General features: G+C 46.7%; 26 protein-coding genes. 19 read left to right on the forward strand and 7 right to left on the reverse strand.

Translation table 11 applies throughout. The features are described from left to right. Nucleotides 1–12 precede the first annotated feature (12 nt). The gene (locus MKX36_RS02590) at nt 13–555 is read right to left on the reverse strand and encodes a GNAT family N-acetyltransferase (protein WP_330721548.1); all 543 of its coding nucleotides are present in this window, start codon (nt 553–555) and stop codon (nt 13–15) included. 174 nt (nt 556–729) lie between these two features. Between MKX36_RS02590 and MKX36_RS02595 the strand changes: the two genes are divergently transcribed. The 3 genes from MKX36_RS02595 (at nt 730) to MKX36_RS02605 (ending at nt 2,846) form a co-directional block, all read left to right on the forward strand. Continuing rightward, nucleotides 730–969, forward strand: coding sequence for a hypothetical protein (locus tag MKX36_RS02595; RefSeq protein ID WP_330721547.1), 240 nt, complete (start codon nt 730–732; stop codon nt 967–969). A gap of 52 nt (nt 970–1,021) precedes the next feature. Next, nucleotides 1,022–1,621 (forward strand): dienelactone hydrolase family protein, encoded by a 600-nt coding sequence (locus MKX36_RS02600; protein ID WP_340864158.1) that lies wholly within the window; start codon nt 1,022–1,024, stop codon nt 1,619–1,621. Between the two features lie 109 nt (nt 1,622–1,730). Next, complete coding sequence (locus MKX36_RS02605; RefSeq protein WP_340866059.1) at nt 1,731–2,846, forward strand: hypothetical protein; 1,116 nt, start codon at nt 1,731–1,733, stop codon at nt 2,844–2,846. A gap of 12 nt (nt 2,847–2,858) precedes the next feature. Here MKX36_RS02605 and MKX36_RS02610 read toward each other — a convergent pair whose 3' ends face one another. After that, a complete protein-coding gene (locus tag MKX36_RS02610; RefSeq protein ID WP_025363884.1) occupies nt 2,859–3,548 on the reverse strand; it encodes an ArsR/SmtB family transcription factor in 690 nt (229 codons plus the stop codon). Between the two features lie 98 nt (nt 3,549–3,646). Here MKX36_RS02610 and MKX36_RS02615 point away from each other — a divergent pair, with 98 nt between their 5' ends. The 3 genes from MKX36_RS02615 (at nt 3,647) to MKX36_RS02625 (ending at nt 7,589) form a co-directional block, all read left to right on the forward strand. Next, nucleotides 3,647–4,285, forward strand: a complete 639-nt coding sequence (locus MKX36_RS02615) for a flavin reductase family protein (protein WP_340864159.1) — start codon at nt 3,647–3,649, stop codon at nt 4,283–4,285. A gap of 152 nt (nt 4,286–4,437) precedes the next feature. Further along, nucleotides 4,438–5,730 carry a homocysteine synthase gene (locus tag MKX36_RS02620; protein ID WP_019686007.1) on the forward strand — a complete coding sequence of 431 codons (1,293 nt, stop codon included), beginning with the start codon at nt 4,438–4,440 and terminating at the stop codon, nt 5,728–5,730. 194 nt (nt 5,731–5,924) lie between these two features. After that, a complete protein-coding gene (locus MKX36_RS02625; protein WP_340864160.1) occupies nt 5,925–7,589 on the forward strand; it encodes a CoA-disulfide reductase in 1,665 nt (554 codons plus the stop codon). Here the strand turns inward: MKX36_RS02625 and MKX36_RS02630 are convergent. Further along, on the reverse strand, nt 7,574–7,942 hold the full coding sequence (locus MKX36_RS02630) for a VOC family protein (protein ID WP_016819474.1): 369 nt from the start codon (nt 7,940–7,942) through the stop codon (nt 7,574–7,576). The genes MKX36_RS02625 and MKX36_RS02630 overlap by 16 nt on opposite strands. A 141-nt stretch (nt 7,943–8,083) precedes the next feature. Between MKX36_RS02630 and MKX36_RS02635 the strand changes: the two genes are divergently transcribed. The 8 genes from MKX36_RS02635 (at nt 8,084) to MKX36_RS02670 (ending at nt 15,490) form a co-directional block, all read left to right on the forward strand. Beyond that, nucleotides 8,084–8,416, forward strand: a complete 333-nt coding sequence (locus MKX36_RS02635; RefSeq protein WP_016819475.1) for a hypothetical protein — start codon at nt 8,084–8,086, stop codon at nt 8,414–8,416. Between the two features lie 339 nt (nt 8,417–8,755). Continuing rightward, complete coding sequence (locus MKX36_RS02640; RefSeq protein ID WP_016819476.1) at nt 8,756–8,878, forward strand: hypothetical protein; 123 nt, start codon at nt 8,756–8,758, stop codon at nt 8,876–8,878. Between the two features lie 97 nt (nt 8,879–8,975). Beyond that, complete coding sequence (locus tag MKX36_RS02645; protein ID WP_277376300.1) at nt 8,976–9,284, forward strand: hypothetical protein; 309 nt, start codon at nt 8,976–8,978, stop codon at nt 9,282–9,284. Between the two features lie 716 nt (nt 9,285–10,000). After that, nucleotides 10,001–10,456, forward strand: coding sequence for a MarR family winged helix-turn-helix transcriptional regulator (locus MKX36_RS02650; RefSeq protein WP_017428040.1), 456 nt, complete (start codon nt 10,001–10,003; stop codon nt 10,454–10,456). 155 nt (nt 10,457–10,611) lie between these two features. Continuing rightward, nucleotides 10,612–11,490, forward strand: coding sequence for a (Fe-S)-binding protein (locus tag MKX36_RS02655; RefSeq protein WP_340864161.1), 879 nt, complete (start codon nt 10,612–10,614; stop codon nt 11,488–11,490). A 121-nt stretch (nt 11,491–11,611) separates the two neighbouring features. Then, on the forward strand, nt 11,612–13,114 hold the full coding sequence (locus MKX36_RS02660; protein WP_031462759.1) for an HD-GYP domain-containing protein: 1,503 nt from the start codon (nt 11,612–11,614) through the stop codon (nt 13,112–13,114). A 173-nt stretch (nt 13,115–13,287) separates the two neighbouring features. Further along, nucleotides 13,288–14,733, forward strand: a complete 1,446-nt coding sequence (locus MKX36_RS02665) for an ATP-binding protein (RefSeq protein WP_340864162.1) — start codon at nt 13,288–13,290, stop codon at nt 14,731–14,733. 37 nt (nt 14,734–14,770) lie between these two features. Continuing rightward, the gene (locus tag MKX36_RS02670) at nt 14,771–15,490 is read left to right on the forward strand and encodes an NAD(P)H-binding protein (protein ID WP_340864163.1); all 720 of its coding nucleotides are present in this window, start codon (nt 14,771–14,773) and stop codon (nt 15,488–15,490) included. A 77-nt stretch (nt 15,491–15,567) separates the two neighbouring features. Here the strand turns inward: MKX36_RS02670 and MKX36_RS02675 are convergent, their stop codons facing one another. Together MKX36_RS02675 and MKX36_RS02680 are read right to left on the reverse strand one after the other, a co-directional pair. Continuing rightward, nucleotides 15,568–16,827, reverse strand: coding sequence for a DUF4179 domain-containing protein (locus MKX36_RS02675; RefSeq protein ID WP_340864164.1), 1,260 nt, complete (start codon nt 16,825–16,827; stop codon nt 15,568–15,570). After that, nucleotides 16,824–17,351: a sigma-70 family RNA polymerase sigma factor gene (locus MKX36_RS02680; protein WP_016819485.1), complete on the reverse strand. Its 528-nt coding sequence runs from the start codon at nt 17,349–17,351 to the stop codon at nt 16,824–16,826. Before MKX36_RS02680 ends, MKX36_RS02675 begins: the two co-directional genes overlap by 4 nt. Before the next feature lie 268 nt (nt 17,352–17,619). Between MKX36_RS02680 and MKX36_RS02685 the strand changes: the two genes are divergently transcribed. Then, the gene (locus MKX36_RS02685) at nt 17,620–18,000 is read left to right on the forward strand and encodes a RidA family protein (RefSeq protein WP_013308546.1); all 381 of its coding nucleotides are present in this window, start codon (nt 17,620–17,622) and stop codon (nt 17,998–18,000) included. A 124-nt stretch (nt 18,001–18,124) separates the two neighbouring features. Further along, nucleotides 18,125–19,189: an undecaprenyldiphospho-muramoylpentapeptide beta-N-acetylglucosaminyltransferase gene (locus MKX36_RS02690; RefSeq protein ID WP_340864165.1), complete on the forward strand. Its 1,065-nt coding sequence runs from the start codon at nt 18,125–18,127 to the stop codon at nt 19,187–19,189. 96 nt (nt 19,190–19,285) lie between these two features. Here MKX36_RS02690 and MKX36_RS02695 read toward each other — a convergent pair whose 3' ends face one another. Beyond that, complete coding sequence (locus MKX36_RS02695; protein ID WP_340864166.1) at nt 19,286–20,041, reverse strand: tryptophan-rich sensory protein; 756 nt, start codon at nt 20,039–20,041, stop codon at nt 19,286–19,288. 296 nt (nt 20,042–20,337) lie between these two features. On the opposite strand from MKX36_RS02695, the gene MKX36_RS02700 reads away from it, so the two are divergent. From MKX36_RS02700 to MKX36_RS02710, 3 genes are all read left to right on the forward strand, one after another. After that, a complete protein-coding gene (locus tag MKX36_RS02700) occupies nt 20,338–21,288 on the forward strand; it encodes a bile acid:sodium symporter family protein (protein WP_340864167.1) in 951 nt (316 codons plus the stop codon). Between the two features lie 250 nt (nt 21,289–21,538). Further along, the gene (locus tag MKX36_RS02705; protein ID WP_019686018.1) at nt 21,539–22,663 is read left to right on the forward strand and encodes an NADH-dependent flavin oxidoreductase; all 1,125 of its coding nucleotides are present in this window, start codon (nt 21,539–21,541) and stop codon (nt 22,661–22,663) included. 108 nt (nt 22,664–22,771) lie between these two features. Beyond that, nucleotides 22,772–23,359: a GNAT family N-acetyltransferase gene (locus tag MKX36_RS02710; protein ID WP_167440981.1), complete on the forward strand. Its 588-nt coding sequence runs from the start codon at nt 22,772–22,774 to the stop codon at nt 23,357–23,359. Here MKX36_RS02710 and MKX36_RS02715 read toward each other — a convergent pair. Continuing rightward, nucleotides 23,289–24,941, reverse strand: a complete 1,653-nt coding sequence (locus tag MKX36_RS02715; protein WP_340864168.1) for a response regulator — start codon at nt 24,939–24,941, stop codon at nt 23,289–23,291. The two genes, MKX36_RS02710 and MKX36_RS02715, sit on opposite strands and share 71 nt — an antisense overlap. Nucleotides 24,942–24,947: the final 6 nt, after the last annotated feature.

A 24,947-nucleotide genomic window follows, 5' to 3' on the forward strand; every position in this document is an offset into this window, starting at 1 on the left:
TATTCATTAAACTTAGATATCCTCTGATGGATTGATAATCGCCAGAACCTGATGGTCCTCCCACTTTCCATTAATTTTTACGTTGCTTCGAGAAATGCCTTCTTTGTGAAAGCCAGCCTTCTCAAGCACACGGATGGACCCTGGATTCCGAGGAGAGGCTTCTCCGACGATCCGATGAAATTTTAGTTCATCGAAAGCGTAGCGAACCACCTGCTTCACCGCCTCCGTCATATAACCCTTGCCGTTATAGGCTTGGTCTAGGCTGTATCCGATCATACAGCTCTGAAGTGGTCCCCTTACTACAAAAGATAGACCTATGCTGCCTATAATCTGGTCGTCCTCCTTGTGGCACACCACGAAGGAATATTTCCGATCCTCTACCATGTCAGCCTTACTCTTAATAATCGTTTGGAGCTGGTGCTCCTCCGTATAGTGCTCTTCTTGGTGGTTTGGCGAAAACGTATCAAAGAACTCCCGATTGCGTTTGTACATTGCTGTCAATTCTGTGACGTCCACTTCTTCTGGGAACCGGACGTATACTTGCTGCTCCGACATCTGCACCATCCTTCCATACAATGATATTGAAGGAATTATATCACAGGATGAAGATGTAGAATTGATTGGATGAGTGGTGTATGTCAGGTAGCATTTCTCTAGATTTCAACTAAAAATATATAGCGAAATGATCATATTGGATATAGTATTTTCTAAAAAGGGAGGCTAGAAAGTATGAATAGTGCCTACGAAATGCTCGAAGCGCGTATATCCGAATGGGGAATTTCTAATGATGAAATTATTGCTATTTATATCGTAGGGTCCCGGGCAAGAGAGAATAAGCCCTTTGATGAGTTTTCTGACTCGATAAGACGGGAAATGGAAACCAAAATCATCCCTCAGACCACAACAATCTCAGGTACTCCTCCGATATCTGAAGAGGCTTATCTACAGGTTGTTAATATAAGAGTATAAATATACGTATCCGGTTGGATTGTTTTCCCATATTCAAACCTAGGGGGGCAACATGATAAGCATAGATAAGAAGTCGGACACCCTCATTGTCGTGCTGCATGAGATTTATGGAATTAACCAGCATATACAAAATTATTGCAGCTTATTATCAGATGAGGGTTATGACGTGATTTGTCCAAATTTAATAGGCAAAGAAACGCCTTTTGACTATTCGCAAGAGGAAGCTGCCTATGCCCATTTTATGAAAAATATAGGATTTGAATACGCTTCCTATCATATTGAAAGTTTATTATTAAGTATTCGAGCTCGCTATAAAAAGGTATTTATCGTTGGATTTAGCATCGGGGCAACGATTGCCTGGCTGTGTAGCAAAGAAAAATATGTTGATGGAATCGTAGGATACTACGGCTCTCGTATTCGAAATTATTTGGAAATAACTCCACATTGTCCAACACTACTTTTTTTCCCACAGGAAGAAATATCATTTAATGTGGATGAGCTCATTTCAGCTTTAGACAACCATAATATCCGGGTACATAAATTCAGCGGAAAGCACGGATTCAGTGATCCGTACTCTCCCCGATATCACGTACATTCAGCTCAGCAATCATTTATCGAAATGGTAGAGTTCTTTAGGAAGACTGATCAATAAAAGCAGTCGTTTGCTTCCAGCCCACACCTTTTTCACTGTTCTGGGGAAACGCACAGTCATAATGTGTGGATTAGTCATATGTATATACATCATTGACTATGAAAAGGAGATGTATGTGGCTGTGGCTACCTTTTATCAAGCCTTCAAGCTGAAGAGTCGGATATGGCGAACGATGCTCAAACGGAACGGAGTAACAGGGATTGGAGTAGGTTATGCTGATCCCAATAGACCGGCAAAGGGCGCGGCGATTGTGGTATACACCTTGAGAAATCTTTCGGCTGTGACGCAAACCAAATTGCAGGCAGTAACCCATAATATAAGTCAGGCTTCTGCGGTACCTATCCGAATTTTAGGTGTGGGTTCTTTCAAAAGGGAAGCGGCGACTCCTACCCAAACGAACCCACGCCAAAGATGGCGCCCCGTGCCCGGTGCGGTCAGTGTAGGAACGACGGTTCCCACCACTGCAGGAGGAACCGGAGGACTCATTGTTATTAAGAATAATACTTTGTTTATTTTGAGTAATGCCCATGTCCTAGTCCCAACGAATACAAACCAATTTCACAATACCATTCAGCCTTCTCCGGCAGATGGTGGCAGAACGGCGGATCAGATCGGGAGAGCCTTTCAATTTGTCCCGCTTACTACGACAGGTGTTAACTTTCAGGACTCTGCCATAGCTATTGCCAATTCAAATAGTCTGCTTAATCCGAGGTATCTGATTAACCAAAGTGGTGGTCTCATTACCGTACCTGGGCACTTATTGAGTTATCGTCTGGGGATGACGTTTAAAAGAATGGCTAAAACAAACGGCTTCGCCAGAGGAGTCGTGGAGGCGATTGGCGTGGAACAAAGAGTGAGGGGCGATTCGGGAATCGAGATTTTCCGTGATCAAACCGTCATTCGTTTTACCCAGGGACGAACTGGACCTGGAGATTCGGGTTCCGTATGGCTGAATGACAGTAACGATCGGCTGAACAATTATGCAGCCGCAGTTCATTTTGCCGGATCTACCGATGGAATGCGTTCTGTATCTTTCCCAATTGAACGGGCGATGAGAACCTATGGAACCTTGGTTGCCATTCCGGCTGCTGCTGGAGGATATAAAGCAGGTGTGGCAAAAGGAAAGGCTCCAAAAAACAATTATGCCTATGTCCGGCCATTGACGAGGAAACAAAGGTCCTTGTCCCCAGTCATAACATTCAATGCGGGACAAAAAAAGCATTAGAACTATGATTATCTAGCTGATCTCTATCGAAAATACCTCTTTAAAACCTCTTTTACCCTCGGCTGTAATGCGTATCGCTCGGGTTGTGGGCAGATGCTCGACCCAATGTAATTCGAATAATCTGTCCAGAAGAGCACTTCCTAAAGCACCGGCAAGATGATGGCGTCGTTCACTCCAATCCAGGCATTTATGTGAGAAGGAGCGACGCTTTTGTCTTGTATTCTTGAGGTTGATCTGAAAGTCAGCGAAGAAAATCTCTCCTTGTTGGGTGATATGAAGTCCGTCTTGATCCTCGGAAAGAATCCCCTTTTGCATGAAAAAACTCATGATCTGTACGCCTAAATGACCCGCAACATGGTCGTAGCAAGTTCTTGCCAACCGTATGGCCTCGTTTTCGGAGGCTTGCTTGAATGACTTGATTGGAACAGGTGGAGCTATGGACAAAAGTGACTCCATCACCTGGGCAACCTCGGGGTCTTGAATGCCATAGTAACGGTGCCGCCCTTGTTTTTCTACAGTAATGACTTGTGCTTCGGTCATTTTAGCCAGATGGAAGCTGGCGGTTTGCGGTTTGATACCTGCCATATGGGCTAATTCACTTGCCGTGTGGAATCTGCCGTCTAATAGAGCGGTGAGAATGGCTGCACGGGAAGGCTCGCTGACAAGAGAAGCAATCATGGCTACATTCGATTGGGTGCTCATGGCACGGTTATCCCCCTTTGTAATCCATACTTCGATGAAGGTTGAAATGTTTACATTTTACAATAAGGAGGCAGATCTGAACAGAAGGAGAATAAAACATGGACTCAATGAATCAAATAAATCAATCGAATGTCAGCCCAAGCATACAAACGATAACCCCTAGCATTTTATATTACGGAACCCCTGTGATTTTACTCAACACGCTGAATGAGGATGGAACGACCAATATTAGCCCTATTTCCTCCTCGTGGGCATTAGGAGATTGTGTGGTGTTAGGTATTGGAACAGGTGGCAAAGCATTAGAAAATATGGAGCGGCATCCCGAATGTGTAATCAATGTTCCTGGGCCTTCCATGTGGGAAAATGTAGAGCGTTTGGCTCCTTTTACAGGCAAGAATCCCGTTCCAGCGGAAAAAGAGAAAAATGGATTTTCATATCAAAAAGATAAGTATGAGATCAGCGGACTGACTGCGATTGAATCGAATAGGGTCAAGCCCACCCGAATCAGGGAGTGCCCTATTCAAATCGAAGCCACAGTGAAGGAGATACGGATTCCTGACCATTCTCCTTATTTTGCGATCGTCGAAACTCAAGCCATACAGGTGCATGTTCATCAGGATATGATCCTCGGAGAGAATCATATTGATCCAGCAAAGTGGAGTCCGCTCATCTATAATTTCCGCCATTATTTTGGTCTGGGTGAGCATTTGGGCAAAACCTTCCGAGCGGAAACCTGATTATTCAATAAAATAATAATATCCTACCTGAATAATGAGAATTATCTTCCCAAATCGTTCTTTTTGTGCGAGAATAGTTGGAAAATCATCCAAGACTACGCATACAGGAAGAGACGATTCATACAGCACGTATAACAAGGGAGGCAATAATCATGTCAGAAGAACGCAAGCTGTCATTCGAAACCCTCGCTGTCCATGCCGGACAAGAGATTGATCCTAATACCTTTGCCCGCGCCGTTCCGTTGTACCAGACCACTTCATATGGATTTCGGGATGCCGAGCATGCGGCTGATTTGTTCTCGCTGAAAGAATTCGGCAACATTTATACGCGTCTGATGAATCCGACTACGGATGTATTCGAGCAACGAATTGCCGCACTGGAAGGCGGAGCTGGCGCGTTGGCCACAGCTTCTGGAATGGCGGCGATTTCCTTCTCCATTCTGAACATTGCGGGAGCTGGAGATGAAATTGTATCTGCCTCCAGCCTGTATGGCGGTACATATAATCTGTTTTCTACTACACTACCGAAATTGGGTATTAAGGTGCATTTTGTCGATTCGGATGATCCGGAGAATTTCCGCCAAGCCATCACGGATAAAACGAAGGCCATATTTGCCGAAACGATTGGCAATCCACAGGGCAATGTGCTGGATGTAGAAGCTGTAGCAGCGATCGCACACGAATATGGTATTCCGCTGATTGTGGATAACACGTTCCCAAGCCCCTATTTATTACGCCCTATCGAACATGGAGCGGACATTGTTGTGCATTCGGCAACCAAGTTTATTGGCGGACACGGTACGTCTCTTGGTGGGGTAATCGTGGACAGTGGCAAGTTTGACTGGAAAGCGAGTGGTCGTTTCCCCGGACTGACTGAGCCGGACCCAAGCTACCATGGAGTTGTATACACCGAGGCGGTGGGACCTATCGCGTACATTATCAAGGCACGGGTGCAATTGCTGCGTGACTTGGGAGCAGCCATTTCTCCGTTCAATTCATGGCTACTGCTTCAAGGCTTGGAAACATTGCATCTGCGGCTGGAAAGACATAGTCAGAATGCCCTGAAAGTAGCGCAATACCTCGAAAGTCACAAGGATGTGGAGTGGGTCAGCTACTCTGGATTGCCGAGCCATCCATCCTATGAGTTGGCCCAAAAATATTTGCCAAAAGGACAAGGGGCAATCTTGACCTTTGGTATCAAAGGCGGGAGTCAGGCGGGAAGCAAGCTGATTGCGAATGTAAAGCTGTTTTCTCATCTGGCGAATGTGGGCGATTCCAAGTCTTTGATTATTCATCCGGCAAGCACAACCCATCAGCAGCTGAGCGCAGAAGAACAGGTGGCTGCTGGAGTAAAACCGGAGCTGTTACGTTTATCTGTCGGGACCGAAGCGATAGACGATATTTTGTATGATCTGGAGCAGGCAATCGCGGCCAGTCAACAGTAATAAACAGTAGTTGGCGGCTTGTTAGCCCAGTGAGATAGGGCATTTTTGCAGCAGTCGCAAGTGATTTGTGATTCCAATCGGGTTTTGTTTAGGGTTTGAGCAGGCGGGGGGTAACCTCTGCCTTTTTTGTTTGTTGACATCATACCCCCATAGGTATATATTATACCCCATAGGGTATATGAGGAGGGGAAGAAATGGGTAAGAGGATAGTTATTATTGGCGGGGTAGCAGGTGGAGCTTCTGCTGCGGCGAGATTGCGTAGATGGAATGAGGAAGACGAGATTATTCTGTTTGAACGCGGTGAGCATGTTTCTTTTGCAAACTGTGGTCTTCCCTACTATATTGGGGGGACAATCCAGGCACGGGAGAAGCTGTTTCTCCAGACGCCTCAAGGCATTAGAGACCGATTTAATATAGATGTTCGGGTGCTGAAAGAAGTAATACAAATAGACCGCGAGCATAAGCTTGTCCGTTACCGCGATATGATCACAGGAGAGATGGATGAGCAGCCGTACGATATTGTGGTATTGTCGCCGGGAGCCAAACCGATGATACCAGACATTCCCGGACTACATGAAGCTACAAATGTATTTACGTTAAGAAACATTCATGACACCGACCTTATTAAGGCATATGTAGATGAAAGGCAACCCAAGCATGCCACGATAATTGGTGCTGGATTTGTTGGGCTGGAGATGGCTGAAAATTTGCGGGAGCGTGGACTTGCAGTAACCGTTATGGATAAAGGACAACAAGTGTTGAATCCGCTTGACCCTGAAATGGCCAAACTGGTGAAACAGCATATGCAGCTGAACGGGGTGGAGGTGCGTTTAGAGGAAGGAGTCGCAGCTTTTGAAGAACAGGGTACACGGCTACGTTTGACCTCTGAGGAGATGCTTCAGACGGATATGGTTATTTTGGCGATTGGCGTGGTGCCTGAAAATGAGTTGGCCAAGCAATGCGGATTGGAACTAGGTTTTCGCGGCGCTATTCAGGTGAATGCACAGCTGCAAACCAGTGATCCGTCCATTTATGCGGTAGGTGATGCCATCCAGGTCAAAGACCGCAATCATGGGTTTGCAACGATGGTATCGCTGGCCTGGGGAGCCAATCGGCAGGGGCGTTTGGCAGCGGATCATATTAATGGTCAGCCGATTTCCTATGATGGTGCGCTCGGAACATCCGTAATTAAGACCTTTGCATTGACCGCAGCTTCTACAGGTAACAATGAAAAAACATTGCAGCGGCTAGCTGTTCCTTATCAGGCTATTCATATTCATCCTGGTTCACATGCCGGTTATTATCCCGGCGCATCACCCATTTCGATGAAGCTGCTCTTTCATCCGAAGACCGGGATGATCTACGGAGCGCAAGCTGTTGGTGCTGATGGCGCAGACAAAAGGATCGATGTTATTGCGACGGCGATTCGCGGCCATTTAACCGTCCGTGAGCTGGCAGATATCGAGCTTGCTTATGCACCTCCTTATTCTTCAGCTAAAGATCCAGTGAATATGGCGGGTTACGTAGCTTCGAACATCCTGGATGGGCTGGTCCAGACGATACAGTGGCATGAAGTTGACGATTTTTACCGCAATGGTGGTCTTGTTATTGATGTCCGGGATGCGATGGAGCTACAGGGAGGAGCGATTCCAGGTTCTATTCATATTCCTCTGGCCGAGATCAGAGAGCGGATGTCGGAAATTCCCCGTGATCTAGAGATCGCGGTATCCTGCCAAGTCGGGCTACGCGGCTATCTAGCGGCCAGAATTCTAACCCAATCCGGATATCGGGTGAGAAACGTTGATGGCGGCTACAAGACGTATTCAGTTATGGCTAAACGTGATCATCTTTTAAAATAGTTCATCACCCATCCAATTTGATTCAGATGATCCGTTACTTCGCCGTGTAGCGCACCAAAGAAGGTATCTTGTAGTTCTACAGTGATGGTGCCTTTTTCGGATAGTGCATGGTAAGCCTGTTTAAGCTCATCCTCACTCTCACAGTCGAGAATGATTTGGACATGCTGTGCTTTCAGTGGTTTACCATAGGAATCGGAAAAATGGATATGGCTGCTGCCCAGGTGCAGTTCGGCATGTAAGAGCCTGCCGTCCTGCTTGTTCAGTACTTTGATTTTCCCGCCTAAAACAGATTGGTAGTAGTCAACCGACTGCTGCACATCGTTCACAATGACAAAAGGACTTGCACTTCTCATAAGATCAATTCCTTTCATTTCTTCTATGTAGGGTTGTCTGCTACTATACATTATTTACATTGTCGGCAGGGTTTAGCCCTTTTCTAATCAAATTATGGCTTGGTTCACTGTGTGACGTCTGTTACAATAGAAGAGGTATATATGATGGATAGAAAAGAGGTCGAACAGGTGGGCACTTCAGCGATTTGGGAAGCAGTTATCTATTGGGTGATCTTGGTGATTTCTGCTCTGTGTGTGATTGCAGTATCTGGTAGTCGTAAGACCGCAAGCACAATTATTTTGGCACCCGTTGTTTTGTTCTGTACCATATTTATGATGCAGGGCTCGGTGTTTACTGCTATGAAGCACCCGACCATGGGGGCTAATGTCGGCTTGGGTATGGCGTTTCTGACCACATGGGTAGTCAGCGGAATATTGTTTGCTATAGCGCTTGTGATTGCTTTTATTAAATATAGCAAAAAGAACAAGGCGTAGTTCAGCCTTAACCTCAGATGAACAAAGGCTTTCGGTGATGTACCGAAAGCCCTTTTTGTATTCTCAGTTAACCATAGAGGATGTCTTCGTTCATCTGCGTCTTCTCATGAGCAAAACAACGATCAGCGCAATGATGATCACGATCAATAGAAACTTCATATTCGATAACCTCCTTGATCTGTCTCCTATTTGATATTAACCATTTTTGATAAGTGTGCACCGATGCATCCTAAGCAAGTATCTATTGTCAAATGTTTGGCGAAAATGTGATTGTGGGATCAAAAAGAGGTTTACAGGCTTAGCCGGAAAGTGTATACATAAAGTAAGGAGGCGATTGCCATGAGTGATCGTACATTTCATTTGTTTTATATTATTTTCTTGACGGTTTTGGCGCTTGGAAGCGTTGGAGGAATCTCTTGGTGGTTGCGCTCTATCGGTCGTCAGGAAAAGGAAAAAAACTAAATTCAGCATGGGCATACAAGCCCGTATGCATCTTCCAGTAGGAGGGTGCATTTTTATGTGTTATAATAGGAACATATGTTCTTTGGGAGGGGTAACGATGTTGCCGGATTTGGAACGGAAGCTACTACGTATTTTGTATAATTATTTTGCTCAGCATCGCCATATGCCTACAATGGCTGAATTGTCAGCAAAAACGGGTAGGCGAGACCCTGAAATTACAGCTGCATTGCGACATATGGAACAAGAACGCTATATCACATGGGAAACTAACACAGGTACCCAGCATATTGTTTTACTGGAAGGATGGGAGCGTCCTTCCAGCTACAAGCCTGCCCAAGTGGAAGCTGGACGCCCTACTACCCAAAAGATACAGTCCGGTAGTATGGAATATTGGACGAATTATTAGTAGCCATATAAAGCTGGAAAATTAATGAGTTTTTAAGGTGCATATCATTTTGTTTTAAGAAAGCAAGACTATAATGACCCTATTAACCCCTTTTTGATCAAGCTATAGGCCCTGTCGATGTATCGGCAGGGTCACTTTTTTGTTCATAGATGCGTTTTCCGTATATGAAAAATCCCCCGGGGATCATCCGGAGGATCTGCGCAGCTTGCGTATACTGCACGGCCTGCTCAAACTTCATCGTTTGACGGCATAATATATATTTAACCCCTGCTACCTTGTATTATATGGTCAGCATGTTCATAAGGGGCAGTCTGATTCCTCTGTTTATTTTCCAAACGACAAAAGCCCTACCTCTCTTTCGTCCTTGCGGCTCCGATGACCGCGCCAGTGTGAATGTGAAAATCTTCGGCAAAAGCTCAAAATTCTACATTAGGGTTATACATAAAATTTGGAGAAGCTCCATGCGGTGATAGGAGTATAGCTTCTTGCGTGGAATCCTATGGGGTTAATACATACTAATACAGTATAACAATAATGATTCTAAAACACAAGGGATTTTTGGTTTTTTTGATTGTAGACTGGAAATAATGCACTTTCTGCAATGGATTAGACTTATTTTCATTTGCAGAGAATAGAGGCTGTGATAAATTGCCCTGACAGAGCGTGCGAATTTTGAAATAGTGTAGTTACACGAAAGATGGAAGGAAACAAGAACTATGACTGCCTCAAGGAAAGACAAAAAAACATCACAGAATAACTCGCCCTCAGTCTGCACATGCATTAATCTGCGTCGTGCCTCGATGGCTGTAACAGGGCTGTATGACCAGTATCTGGCTCCAAGTGGACTCCATATCAGCCAGTTTTCGCTGCTCAAGCACTTAACGGTACTGGGACCCGTAAGCGTAAGCGAATTAGCATCGGAGATGCGACTCGACCGAACCACGCTTGTGCGCAATTTGAAGGCCCTGGAGCAAAGTGGGTATGTGGAGGATACATCCGCTGAGGGAAGCCGGAACCGCTGCCTTACCCTGACAGAGAGAGGAAAAGCGTTATATAACGATGCAGCAGAGCTCTGGGAGGAGGCGCAGTTATTTTTACAGGAGTCACTGGGAAGCGCCGATTTGCAGATATTGACCGCACTGTTATCCAAAATTGAAAAATTGAGACTGTGATTAGCCTTCGCCTAATAAGGGAGGCCATGCTGTCCTATTCGTGTATATACACGTATAGGGGGTTCAGATATGTAACGCAGTCACTCATCGGTCACCGGGTATCCGCCAGGAATTCGAGAGAATCACAATAACTTAAGAAGAGGGATGTGGATAGGATGGTAACGCCCGTACCAGACATGAAAGAACTTATCGCAGCCGAGATGAAGACCTATGTGAGCGAAGACAAGTGCAATTTCTGCGAAGAATTACAGAGCCCTTACTACGAGGAACCGATTATTCAATTTGCAGAGGCCAATGATCCTTTGTTTGAGGATTATAAAAGAGTGGTGGGCCCCGACCATGCTACGCCGCAGGAAGCCTTCGAACGGACCTTCGGCACAGGAAGTTTTGGTGGAGGCACCGTTGTCAGTGTTGTGCTGCCGATCAGTGAGACGATTCGCAAGGCCAATCGTGCGCAAAAAGCAAGAGCCTCCAGAGAGTGGGCGCTACTACGGACCTTTGGCGATGAATATTTTGTGCGGTCGGCAAGGCACCATTTGGCGGGATATCTGACTGGACTTGGCTATCGAGCTGTGGCGCCGCTGGATACGGATTGGTACAACATCCACGGTGCCACAGGTGGTCCGGTCTCTAATTGGTCGGAACGGCATATCGCGTATGCAGCCGGTCTCGGCACCTTCAGTATCAACGATGGCTTCATCACCGAGAAAGGAATTGCCATCCGCCTGCTGTCTGTAGTAACGGATCTGCAGGTGCCGCCTGATGTCAGAGTATCCTCGAACCTGAGCCATACCGGTAACTGTCTGCTGTGCAGCAAAGGCATTTGCGGTGTGTGCATTACCCGCTGTCCTGTGCAGGCCATCAGCAAGGAAGGCGGTCATGACAAAATCGCCTGCATGAAATTTGTGTACGGCGAGGAATCTCGAAAGTGGGCCGTTTTAAACGGCGGTGAGGCTGAATCGGGTGCCGGCTGCGGACTTTGCCAGACCAAGGTGCCCTGCGAAAGCCGCAATCCGATGCGGACCGCTCGCTAGTGTTATTTTCCTAGGATTCATGCAAATTGCTCATGGAAGAAGGTTAACTTTTGACGGCTGGACTCCGATATTGAATACAAAGATATTTTATGAGCGTACGGATGAAAAGAGGGGTAGCATTTTGCCGATCTATAAGCGCTTTATTCAGCATGTTATCCTGAACTATATTATAGGTTCATTTATTGCTGTACTACTGGTATGTATGATTTTTGTGTTTTCCACGTTAAATGTAGCCCACTATGAGCTTCTGGGTCTTGTCAAAATTGTTGCATTTTCCAGCGTCATTATGATTGTCTGTGAAACCATAGTGTTTCGAATGCACTTAAGACCCGTTCATCGTTTTTTTCAAGGCAATCAGGAGACGCTCAAGGATGTAGAAGCGGTGTATATCCGGGTTCATCATCTGCCTAATTTGTCAGTTTTACGTATTGTTGGACCGCATTTGCTAGGCTTCTCTATCCCGGCAGCCGTCATTGCACTATGGATGATACATACTGGACAACTTACCTTTCCCTTTTATTATGTAGGAATCGCCTGTATAGGAGCTTGTTTGGTCGCTTCCATGCATGCACTGGTTGAATTTTTTCTGACCATGAGAGCAATCAAACCGTTGCTGGAGGAGATTCGGGATCGAACCTATCAGCAATATGGATTGAACCTGTCCCTGCGAGGTCGAGTTCTGCTGTCACTTCGGCATAAATTTCAGTTAAGTGCAACGTTAATTGGTGCTTTTCCACTATTTCTGTTTTGTTTAGCTACGCAGATTCGGCTGGAACGTTTGGAGGCGGCGGATTCCGGCTCCTATTGGGCATGGGCGGGTACGATTTTAATATCTGGTGTAGCCTTTGCCTATTTGGGAGGCAGGCTGCTAACCCGTGAGATCGAACAGCCGATCCATCACTTGTTGGAAAAAATGAATGAAGTGAAGGAAGGCCGCCTGAACAGTAACGCCAGTGACTTGTATTCGGACGAGTTTGCGGAGCTGGTCGAAGGATTTAACATGATGATCGAGGGCCTGAAGGAACGAGAGGAAAAGAACGGTCAGCTATTAGACAGTTACTTTGCCACTTTGGCTGCAGCGTTGGATGCGCGGGATGCCTATACCGCAGGACATTCGTTGCGCGTGGCCGAATACTCTGTACTCATTGGGCGAAAGGGCGGCTTGGGCGAGACGGATCTTGACTTGCTGCGTAAAACAGCCTTGCTGCATGATATCGGTAAAATCGGTGTGGCTGACGCTGTGTTGTTTAAGGATGGCAAGCTGACGGACGAGGAGTTTGACCAGATTAAAATGCACCCGGTTATGGGGGAGAGTATTCTTCGGCAAGTGGAGCCGGCTTATGCTATGGCCCCTTATCTGCCCGGCGTGCGCTCGCACCATGAGCGTTATGATGGCAAGGGATACCCTGACCAGCTCTCCGGGGAAGACATCCCACTATTTGGGCGCATCATAGCCGTAGCAGATGCCTATGATGCGATGACGTCGGATCGTCCCTATCGGAAAGGTATGAAGGAAGAGAAGGCGGTTATGATATTGGAAGAGGGTAAAGGAACCCAGTGGGATCCTTACTTTGCCGAATTATTTGTCAAGGAGTGGCGCCGGAACAAAGGCATTCCAAGCTGACTCTATAGATACTCCCACTAGGGCGAGCCGTTGCGGTTCGCTTTTTTTATACACACACGCAAGCCTCTTGGATATGTCGAAAGATGGGGCTTCATGTTATGATGTACGAGTAAGGCAAAATCGGCTAGCATAGGCCTGGCATCCAATTTCTCGCGCAATGGGAGTGTGAATCCATGCAATTTTCAACGATGTTTATAATGAATTTGGGGATGCTGATTGCCGTTGCCTATGTGGCGAACGTGATTTATAAATATGGCTTGAGTCGTACGTCTACGCGGTTCAAATATGTCAGCTCAGTGTTGCTGGTGGTATTTGGCGGATGGGTCAGTTCTTGCTTTGGCTTTAATTTCAATGAAACGGTTATTTTCGATCTGCGTTTTGTTCCGCTCATTATCGCAGCATTGGTGTATCCCCGTTCCTACACGCTGATTATTATTGGGGTAGCAATCGGTCTTACGAGATTTACTTTCGGCCTGAATATGGCGGCGTGGGTCGGTTTTCTGAATATGAGCATTTTGGGCGTATTATGCGCCGGTTTGAACTACTGGATGCGCCGCTCCACTTGGCGCTTGATTATTAAGGCATCTGTAACCATTTTAGTGGTTAATATTGTAAATACGTTAAATATTGCCTTTCTGGGCGTCATTCCCTGGCGCTATTATGTAGTAGAGGTCGTTCCTCTTACACTGCCTATCGGCGTTATCCTCAGCTTTTTATTTGCACTGATATTACGTGATTTTCAGATGGAGCAGCAGCGAAACTATCAGATTCAGCAGGCGAATGAGTTGTTGTCAGAGCAGCGTGATCAGCTGCAAAAGGCAAAGATTATTTTAGAGGAACGCGCCAAGCAACTGATGATGGCTTCCCAGTATAAATCGGATTTTATGGCAACGATGTCGCATGAGTTACGTACACCTCTTAACAGCATCATTAACCTGGCACAGATTATCAATGAGCAGGGAAAAGAGCTGGATGAGGACGAGCTATACCAGTACAGTGATCTAATCTATGCCTCGGGCCATGATTTGCTCCAACTGATTAATGACATTCTGGACTTATCCAAGGTCGAGGCTGGGCACATGGAAATCGTAAGTGAGCCAGTCAGTGTGCGTGAAATTGCGCAGGGGATGATGATGCATTTTGATGTCACAGCGAAGGATAAAAACCTGGAATTCAGCCTGAATGTGCATGAACATGTACCGGATGAAATCCGATCCGATTCCAAACGAGTACAGCAAATTTTACGCAATCTATTGTCCAATGCCTTTAAGTTTACTCATGAAGGGCGTGTATTGCTGAAAATCAGCACACAGCATCTGGATCGAAAGGGTCAGGAGGGAGACTGGGTTGTATTTGCTGTAAAAGATACAGGCATCGGTATATCCAAGCTTCAGCAGCATGTTATTTTTGAGGCATTCCAGCAGGCGAACGGTTCGATTAATCGTAAATATGGTGGAACTGGGCTGGGGTTGTCCATCAGCCGTGATTTTTCCCGCTTGTTAGGCGGATTTATCCGTCTGGAGAGTGAAGAAGGCAAGGGAAGTACTTTTTCCCTGTACCTGCCTATGTGTCCGTCCGACAGCAAGGAGGCGGACGAACAGCCGTTTAAATTAACCTGATCGCAATCATGGGACAAGGAGCGTTAGGAGGTATATCATGGAACGTAAAGCGGTCGTTGTGGGTGGCACAGGGCTTGTCGGGGGTTATGTTGTACGGGAGCTACTGGTGCAAAAAGAATACACCCGCGTCATGGTTTTGGGCAGGCGTCCATTGGACATCAAGCATCCCAAGCTAGAGCAGGCGCTCATCGACTGGGAACAACCACAGAAGTCGGCCTTCGCCCTCGAAGGGGTGGATGATGTGTTTTGCTGCCTTGGGACAACGATGAAAAAGGCTGGCTCTAAGGAGCAGTTTCGACAGGTGGATCTGGACTATCCGGTTCTGACAGCTCAGTTGGGTAAAGAGGCTGGAGCAGTACAGATGCTTGCGATCTCTGCGATGGGCGCTGACCCGGATTCACGTGTGTTTTATAACCGTACTAAGGGTGAGGCTGAAGAGGCGCTTGCCGCGATCGGATTGCCTGCACTGCATTTGTTCCGTCCGTCGCTCATCTTGGGAGCGAGATCTGAACGACGATTTGGCGAAGCCGCTGCCACGATTGTCATGAAAGCGCTAGATGGCCTAATGACGGGCAGGTTCGCTTCCTATCGGGCCATTCCCGCTTCGTTCATCGCACGAGCTATGGTACGAATTGCTCTCGCGCAGGCGAGCGGCGTACATATTTATCCGAATGACATCATTCGGGTCATCGGTGCAGAACTAACCTCCGATGATGGGGAGCCTGGTACAGGAACAACTCCTGATGACAATGTCTAAAACCACGCTTAGGATTAGAAATGATAATAACGCCGCTGTTGCCCGATCATTCGGACAGTAGCGGCGTTATTCGTGTTTTATGGGTGGTTTGTATTTTGCGGCACATCGATCGTAATTTCTAATTCATCGATGTAATGGCGTGTCCAGTTACCTTTAGCATCGAGTAGGGCGCTACCTCCTGATTGGGTTGGCAAGATATATGGCTTGAAAATGATCTTCTGGGGAGTGTCCACAAAAGGAGTAAACAGTGTGATCATTTTGCTATATTTGGTATGGGGAACTCCAGAACCGCTCAGCAATTGAAGTTCTCTTCCCTGCTCGTCGAATACAGCATAATCGAGTATATCCAATTCCTTTTTGGTGTACTGGTTCGTGTGTCCATTCTTCATGTTATTGTACTCTCGTTCCACGGTGTACTCATCCGGCATATGTGCAATATCAGTCAGCATTTTGAACGATGTTGTAATCTTGGTCGTGATAGGGGTCATTTCTAACTTTTCTACCGTAAATGCAAGATACGGATTAGATTTGCTCATTTGCGGCTGAAGTATCTTGTTATTTATTTTAGTTTTGTGAACCGTGGTTTGTATGCGGAACGGCTCGGATACACCTTTTAACTTTGCATATACCTCTAGCTCAAACTGATCTGGTAAGGCGGCTTTACCACTGGCAGGGTCACGCATATACGCAATCAGCATAGAATTATTGTCTTTGCCCGGACGACCATACATGAGATTAAAGGCGCTACTGTTGCTGTCGACCGACGTCCCATTGATGGACAGGTCTATCTTCTCCACCATATCCTCTTCCTGCCCTTGCGTATTGGTAGTTGGGTACAGCAATTGATGCTGTGAATCCCCACCGCTTTTTTCCAACGCGACGACCAAGCGTGTCCCATCAAATATGATTTGAGGTACCTTCAATGTAATACCGTCATGGGTAACGCTGAGATTCGATGAAGTGGCCAACCCTTTCTGGTCAGCGGTTTGCAGCCCAAGATCCCCGGCTAGCTTGAACACGCTATCGACAAGGGGGACCTGTTTCAATGATTCCGCCATTGTAGGCGAAACATAGGCGCTGCCAATGATCATAACGCCAATGAGCGCTGCAGAAGCAGCGGTAATTGCAGTTCTCCGAAGAAACCTTTTAACGGGTCGATGAGAGGATGAACGGTCGGGTAGCAGGTCAGAATCTGATTCCATTTGTGCATAAAATGCGTCTAGGCGTTGCCTTACCAAATCAGGGATGTCTACCATATCTGCTTCCAAGTTTTCTTTTTCCAATTGTAATTTCTCATCCAGCTTTTGTTCCTGATTCTCATACTCTGAAGGATTCATTGAAAGGTCACCTTCCTTTCTCCGCGATTTTGTAGCAGATCCATTAATGTTCTGCGAGCACGGTGCAATCGTGTTTTGACGGCACCCTCTGATAGGTCCAGTAGCTCTGAAATTTCCCTGATCGGCATATCACGCAAATAGTGCAGGGAAATCACGGTTCGCATGGATTCCTCCAAGTGGTCGATGGCCTCGCGCAGCTCGATTTTTTCGTATCCGCCCGAGGTGGACGGTTCCTTTATAAATTCCGCGACGGGTACAACCCGTTTTTGCTTACGGATCATGAGATGGCATTCATTAATGAGAATACGAAGCAGCCATGTTTTAAAATAGCGAGGTTCACGCAGCTCACCCAGAGACTTGTATGCTTTGAGCATCGCTTCTTGTATTGCGTCCGCGCAATCCTCATTGCTGCGAAGAATGGAACGCGCCATGCCATACATATCGGATTCCATCTGTTTCATCAAGGCGACGAACGCCTTGCGATCCCCGTGCCTTGCTTGGTATACGTTTGTTTCGAGATTCAAAGGATGGTGCTCCTTTCCCGTCTATACTAGCTATGATCAATGTAATTGTACCTGTATTTGAATTTGTACAATCTATTGTGTAGCAGGTTACAAGAATTAGATGATACATGGGCTCTAAAGGTTACAGCGGAAATAAAAAAATATAGCACCATCGCAATAAGGTTTCTTTAGAGAAACCAACGTGTCAAACCGTCGCACGGAATAGTGGCTTTGGACTTCACATGCTATAATACGGTGAACCAGTATCAGGAAGGAGAATCCAACCCATATGAAAAAAACAATTGCTACTGAAAAAGCCCCCGGCGCGATCGGGCCCTATAGCCAAGCGGTAGAGGCAGGCGGGTTTATTTACACCTCAGGACAGCTTGGGCTGAATCCGGCAACAGGTGAGTTCGGCAAGGATGTACAGGAGCAGGCTCGCCTGTCCTTGAGCAATGTACAGGCCATTCTGGAAGCGGCAGGCAGCAACATGAACCAGGTTGTGAAAGCGACTGTATTCCTGAAGGACATGAACGATTTTGTCAGTGTCAATGAGGTGTACAGTTCCTTCTTCGAGCAACCATACCCAGCACGGAGTGCGGTGGAGGTAGCTCGTCTGCCTAAGGACGCACTGGTGGAGATTGAAGTCATTGCATTGAAGGGCGAATAAGTTACCAGGGTTCGTTCATATAATAAATAGTTTGCATGGAACCGGGTGTCACTACTATAGTGGCATCCGGTTGTTTTGAATGTAATGAGTGCTGTTCTTTTATATACAAGTGGAGGTGGAGATGATGAATAAAAAAATAATGTTCACTGGTGGAGGTTCTTCAGGACATGTAGCAGTAAACCTAGCTTTGATTCCTCACTTATTGGAACAGCATTGGAGTGTCCAATACATAGGCTCTGAACAAGGGATTGAAAGAAAACTGATCTCTGGATTAGAAGACGTGTGTTATTTTAGTGTCGCAACCGGGAAATTACGCAGATATTTTGACTGGAATAATGTTAAGGACCCTTTTAAAGTGCTAAAGGGCGTTTCTCAAGCATACCGAATTATAAAGAAAGAAAAACCAAATATTATTTTTTCAAAAGGCGGGTTTGTTTCCGTTCCTGTGGTATTGGCTGGGTGGTTGAACAGAGTCCCCGTCATCATCCACGAATCCGATCTTACCCCTGGATTAGCGAATAAAATTTCCAGCATGTTTGCTACCGAAATTTGTACTACTTTTCCTGAAACAGCTGAATATTTTCGCTCTAGGAATACCCGATATATTGGTGTTGTTGTGAGAGATGAGCTAAAAGAGGGGAAGGCGGCCAAAGGGTTAGCCTACTGCGGTTTTACTCGAAATAAGCCCATCATGCTCATCATGGGTGGGAGTTTAGGCTCCAAGAAGATCAATGAGCTGGTTTGGCTGAATTTAGAGGCTTTGCTCGCTCAATTTCAAATCGTGCATATTTGTGGTAAGAACCAAGTGAATGATTCTATTCATACGAATGGTTATCAGCAATTTGAATACATAAACGATGAACTGGCGGATGTAATGGCGATGGCAGATATGGTTGTTTCCAGGGCAGGTTCAAATTCCATTTTTGAATTCTTGACATTGCGCAAGCCTATGCTGTTGATACCTCTTTCAAAGGCAGTCAGCAGGGGGGATCAGATTCTAAATGCAAAATCATTTAAAGCACAAGGCTTGTGTGAGTTTTTAGAAGAAGAAGAGTTGGAATCTGAACGCTTTGTCGATATGATTCTTCGTTTGTATGAAAAAAGGTCGGATTACATTCACAATATGGAGAAAATTAATACGGATCAATCGACAAGCAAGCTTTTAGATTTGATTAAAGTCTATGCCTGATCATATTTTATAAAAAACAAAGCAAGCGAGCTTGGGCTAAATGATTCCGACCCATGCTCGCTTGTGCTTGTTGCTAGGAGATGATATTCGTTTCCTTTAATCCCGGTCTCGATTACGGGCAAAGAATAGCCACAGCGCGTACACCAGGATAATTGCCGACAAGATCCATGCAGCCAGCCGTACATTTTCATTGTTCGGATGCTCGACGGCGATAGCTACATAGGCCCATACAAATACAAGTGGATAGATGCTATCACGATAAGGAAAGCTGACCAAGATGGCCAATACGGTGCCAATAAACAGGATGATGATCGCCCATATCGTATCGCTGAGACCCCAGCCACTCCATTCATTCTTTTCCAAAGCTACAGTAATGTTGATGATGGTAGCCACAGATACCCAACCGAGATTCAGACTGAAAGGAAGCTTGACGAACCACATTTCTCCGCGAGTTGGCTGCGGTGTACGAGTACGTGTATATACGATGAATAGGGAGAGCAAGTATAGAATAATGACGATCACGCACAGTTCTACGTATACATACTGCCATAGGAAAATCCAGATGATGTTGAAGAGACAGCTCAAAATAAAGAAAATACCGATAGATTGAACGCTTGTCTTGGCTTGCCCTGTAGATGTAGCTTGGTACACGGCAAAACAGGCGAGTAGCACGTAGATGACCGACCAGATGGAAAAAGCGTAACCTGCTGGCGTAATTAAGGTAGGATACATGTTGGATACAGCAGCGGTGCTTCTTCCGCCAATAGGAAGTGTAGAAGCCAAAATATTAACGAGAACGACAGCGATGAATGCAATAATATTCCACCATTTATACGGATGGCTTCGTGACATAGGAATAACTCCTCCTCAACGAATGATATTCAAAATGACCGACTGGTCACTATCTTCTACTATGAATATACCCACTTTGCTTTCAAATATGTCCGAACGGGGAAAAGTTTCTTGATCCCAATAAAATCATAAAAAGTTGTATGTATATGCATTCATATGTAGTACAATGGTAAAAATTTTAAGCACTATATAAGCTGAAGGAAGAGTTCACATGGCGTGCCAACTATGCAGCCAGAAGATGCTTCCGATGTGCATTTTCTTAAATCAGCTTATATAGAAGTAAGGGGATCAGTAGAATGAGAGGATTAGAGAAAGTAGGAAAATTTGTAGGTGGGACCTTTTCCGTCTGGGTGCTTTTATTTGCATGTTTGGGATTTTTCTTTCCTACGGCGTTTACAGGGTTGAAAGGATACATACAGTTATTTCTGGGCATTGTCATGTTCGGGATGGGGCTGACTTTATCTGCGGCCGACTTTCGTGAAGTGTTCCGGCGTCCAGTGGATGTGGCTATAGGAGTGGTAGGGCACTATCTGATCATGCCGTTTCTCGCCTTTGTATTGGCATTAGTATTGCAGCTTCCACCGGATATTGCGGTGGGTGTCATTTTGGTCGGCTGTTGTCCAAGTGGAACTGCATCCAACGTAATGACGCTCTTATCCAAAGGTGACGTGGCGCTTGGCGTATCGATCGCTTCAGTGTCGACGCTGATTGCTCCACTGGCAACCCCAGCGATGATTAGTCTGCTTGCCGGACGCTGGATGAATATTGATGCGAAGTCGCTGATCATGGATATCCTCATCGTGGTTATTGTCCCTATTGTGCTGGGTGTAATCGTCAAATCGCTATTCCGCAGACAAGCGGAAGCCAGTGTCAAGGCGCTGCCGCTCATTTCAACCATGGCGATTGTACTTATCGTGGCTATTGTGGTTGCAGGCAGCAGAGGCAAGATTTTGGAGACAGGTCCGATTATTTTTGCTGTGGTTATTTTGCATAACGGTATCGGCTTTCTGCTCGGATATTGGTTTGCCAAGTTATTCGGCATGGATCTTTCCAAGCGTAAAGCCGTTACGCTGGAAACAGGAATGCAGAATTCCGGGCTGGGCGCTGCGCTGGCAGCGGCTCATTTTAATCCGATTGCTGCTGTACCGAGTGCGATTTTTAGCGTGTGGCATAATATTTCCGGCTCGTTGCTCGCGACCTGGTTTTCCCGCCGGGAGGAGAAAGATAGCATAGCCGGAAGCAGATAAGCGACTGTCAATAGCTGATGTAAAGTGGCTAAAGTTCGGACTTTTCGGACAGTTTAAGGGAGGTCAAAAAGGTTGGATTTGACTTTATAGGGGCGGATCATTATACTGTGGTTATTATAACCACTGTATTTAAGTAAGCAACAGCAAAGAGGCTTCGTCATGGAAGGAAAATGACATTGAATTCGTATTCGTTTCATGCTCAATAGCCCTATATGATCTGATCTGACTTAAACTGAAGGAGAGAGAACGAATGAACCCGAAATATAATCCTTTATTTGAAGCTTATACCCTGCCATCCGGTGTTACATTGAAGAACCGCATTACGATGGCCCCTATGACTAACTTTGCTTCCCACGAAAATGGCGAAGTCAGTGACCAGGAACTGGCATACTACCGTGAACGCTCCGGTGGTGTGGGCGCGGTTATTACCGCTTGTGTGTATGTAACTCCAGATGGCAAAGGATTTGTTAATGAGTTTGGTGCGGACAAGGATGAAATGATTCCTAGCCTGCGTCGTCTGGCGGATACGATTCATCAGGAGGGCGCGAAAGCGATTCTGCAAATTTATCATGGTGGCCGCCTGTGCCCACCGGATCAGATTCCAGACGGACAACCAATCAGTGCAAGCGCAGTAGCTGAGGAAAAAGAAGGCGCACCTGTGCCGCGTGAAATGACATCTGACGATATCCACCGCGTCATCCGCGCCTATGGCGAAGCAACTCGCCGCGCGATTGAAGCAGGCTATGATGGTGTAGAGCTTCACGGAGCGAACGGTTACCTCGTGCAGCAATTCTTCTCTCCGCATTCCAACATTCGTACCGATGAATGGGGAGGAAGTCTTGAGAAACGCTTGACCTTTCCGCTGGCAATTGTTCACGAAGTGAAGAAAGTAATCGCAGAGCATGCGAAGCGTCCATTTATCTTCGGATACCGCTTGTCTCCTGAGGAAGGACACACGCCAGGCATCACGCTGGATGATACGATGGTGCTTGTAGACCGTCTGGCGGATGAAGGGCTGGATTACCTGCACATTTCCGTAAATCATTTCTTCGGCGGTTCGTTCCGCGACCGTAGTGACGAACGTTCACGTACGGTTCTGATTCATGAGAAGGTTGGGAACCGTGTACCAGTCATGGGAGTGGGTTCCCTGAATACACCAGACGAGGCGCTTGCAGCACTGGAGACAGGTGTACCGCTTGTTTCACTGGGACGTCCGTTGCTGATGGAGCCGCAATGGGTTCAGAAAGTGCAGAACGGCACAGAGGATACCATTCGCACGACATTGTCCAAGCAAGCCCAGCAGGAGCTGGTCATTCCTGACTACTTGTGGGGTGCGCTGACGACTATACCTGGCTGGATGCCTGTTACGGACTAAATTTTGAATAATAATACCCTAGGCTGCTTTTATGCGCCTGGGGTATTTTCTTGTCTGGTGACTGTGAATTACAATTACGTTGAATAACACAGAGAGAAGGTAATGATAATGTCCCATGAAACGAATGGTGTGATTTCGATGAAGTCCACCCATCCAGGTCTACAGATTCGGCTTTTACAAGTAAAGGATGCAGAACGTTTATTAGAAATTAGACGCCAACATTTTGAGTTTTTCAAACCATTCGAGCCAGAACGACCTGAACATTACTTTACCCTGGAAGAACAGGTGCGTCTGATTTCCAACGGCTTGGAAGCTGCACAAGCCGGACAGGGATATACGTTTGGACTTTTTTTACCGAAAAATGATAAGCTGATCGGCAGAATGGAGCTGTCTGGTGTCGCTAGAGGTCCCTTCCAAAATGCCAATCTGGGCTACTTCGTAGATCCTGCATATCATGGACAAGGCTATGCTACCTCCGCAGTGAAGGATATTGTCCGCTACGCCCTGAATGAGTTGGAATTACACCGTATTCAAGCTGGAGTCATGCCAAGAAATTCGCCTTCCCATCGAGTGATGGAAAAGGCGGGATTTCGCCGCGAGGGGCTGGCTCTCAACTATTTGAAGATTAATGGTGTGTGGGAAGATCATGTGTTATATGCGATAACGGCTGAGGATCTGCAGAATGGCGCCTTCTGAATTCGCCAGGCGTAACTCCCTCAAGTTTTTTGAACACCTTGCCAAAGTATTTCTCATCCTGATATCCGACCATACCAGCAATATGGTGAAGGCGCAGCTTGTCATTCAGCAGTAACAGCTTTGCCTTGCTCATCCGGATCTGGCACAAATAATCGGACAGATTAACCCCGTACTCCTGCTTGAACTTACGAGAAATGTATTCCCGGCTGAGGTAAAAGCGGCTCGCTATATCCTGTAGGGAAATATCCTCGTCATAGTGAGCATCCAGATAGCGGGCAATATCACGGATCGTCGGGTTGTTTGGGCTATGGCTTGGCGTAAGTGCCTGACCGGCTGCCAGCAATCGATTTTCGATCTGTTTTGTCCATAAAGGTAGGGAAAGCACCCCACGGTTGTCGACTGGCAAGGCAGGTATGGAGTTGGACTCATCTGTCAGCTCCTCGCCTTCGGCATCTCCAGGTCTGTCATTCAGCCAGCGAGCTAGCATCCAATCCAGCTCTTGATTCCAGCCAGCGAGCTGCTCTGCTGTAACCGAAGGCAATACGGCTACGGCTGCCACCCAGTCGCCTACCGCTGTAGATACGCGACTGGCATTACAGCTGAGCGCACTAAGCCGTAGTTCCTCTTCCATTTCAGACAACTGGGGAAGACGAACGGTCTGCCGGGCCGGAGAACTCTCATGTATCCAGTCGGTGGCCTGCAACATATCCCGTTTCCAGAGCGCTTGCCGTGCTTCTTGGTAGGCTGTGGCTGCCCCCATCGGAAAGGTTCCGAAAGAACCAACCCCGATGTGCATATAGCAGCGTAGCGCCGTTCTAATCCCTGTGTGAATGTCCTGTAAGAGCACTGGCCAACGAGCCGGCTCGGCCCAATACAGCAGAATAATTTCGTCCGTACGCTCCAGATGACGGAATGCAATTCCGGTTTGAGAAGTACCCAGAAATTCGTTGCAAATGTTAATGAGGGAAAAGCCTAGAAGCGCGCGGCGCGTTTTATATTTGTCCAGTATATCGGCATCCAGTTGAGTGGTACTCATCACTGCTGCATTACAGATCTGAATAGCTGTGGGAAGACGCAGCTCCTCACGTAAGGGAGTGATGGAGAGCGCCGTACCGGAAATGAGTTCGGTCAGGAGTTTATCAGCATAGTGCGGCCTCATCCGGTTGACCTCCATAGCCTGCATGGTCTGCCTGTTCCGGTCTTGCTCCGCTGTCCGCCAAGCTTGAGTGGCTTTACTGAGCGCCTCATTGATCTCTACCGGATCTACGGGCTTAAGGATATAGTCCATGCCTCCCCGGCGAATGGCCTGCCGAACCAATTCAAAATCATCATAGCCGCTGACCACCACGACTCTGGTAGCTGGAGAATTGGCTTGAATCCACTCCATCAAGGCTACTCCATCTTTACCAGGCATTCGCATATCTGTGAGTACCACAGGCGGGGAAAGTGCGGTAATAACCTCAATCGCCTGGTCGCCCGATTCAGCCTCAATCACCTCGCTCACACCGTAAGCTTCCCAATGTACAAGCATCCGAATGGCGTGACGTACATGCCTTTCATCATCCACAATCAGGACCTTCATTGACAG

It is taken from the genome of Paenibacillus sp. FSL W8-0439 (genome assembly GCF_038008995.1).
Classification (GTDB): Bacteria; Bacillota; Bacilli; order Paenibacillales; family Paenibacillaceae; genus Paenibacillus; species Paenibacillus polymyxa.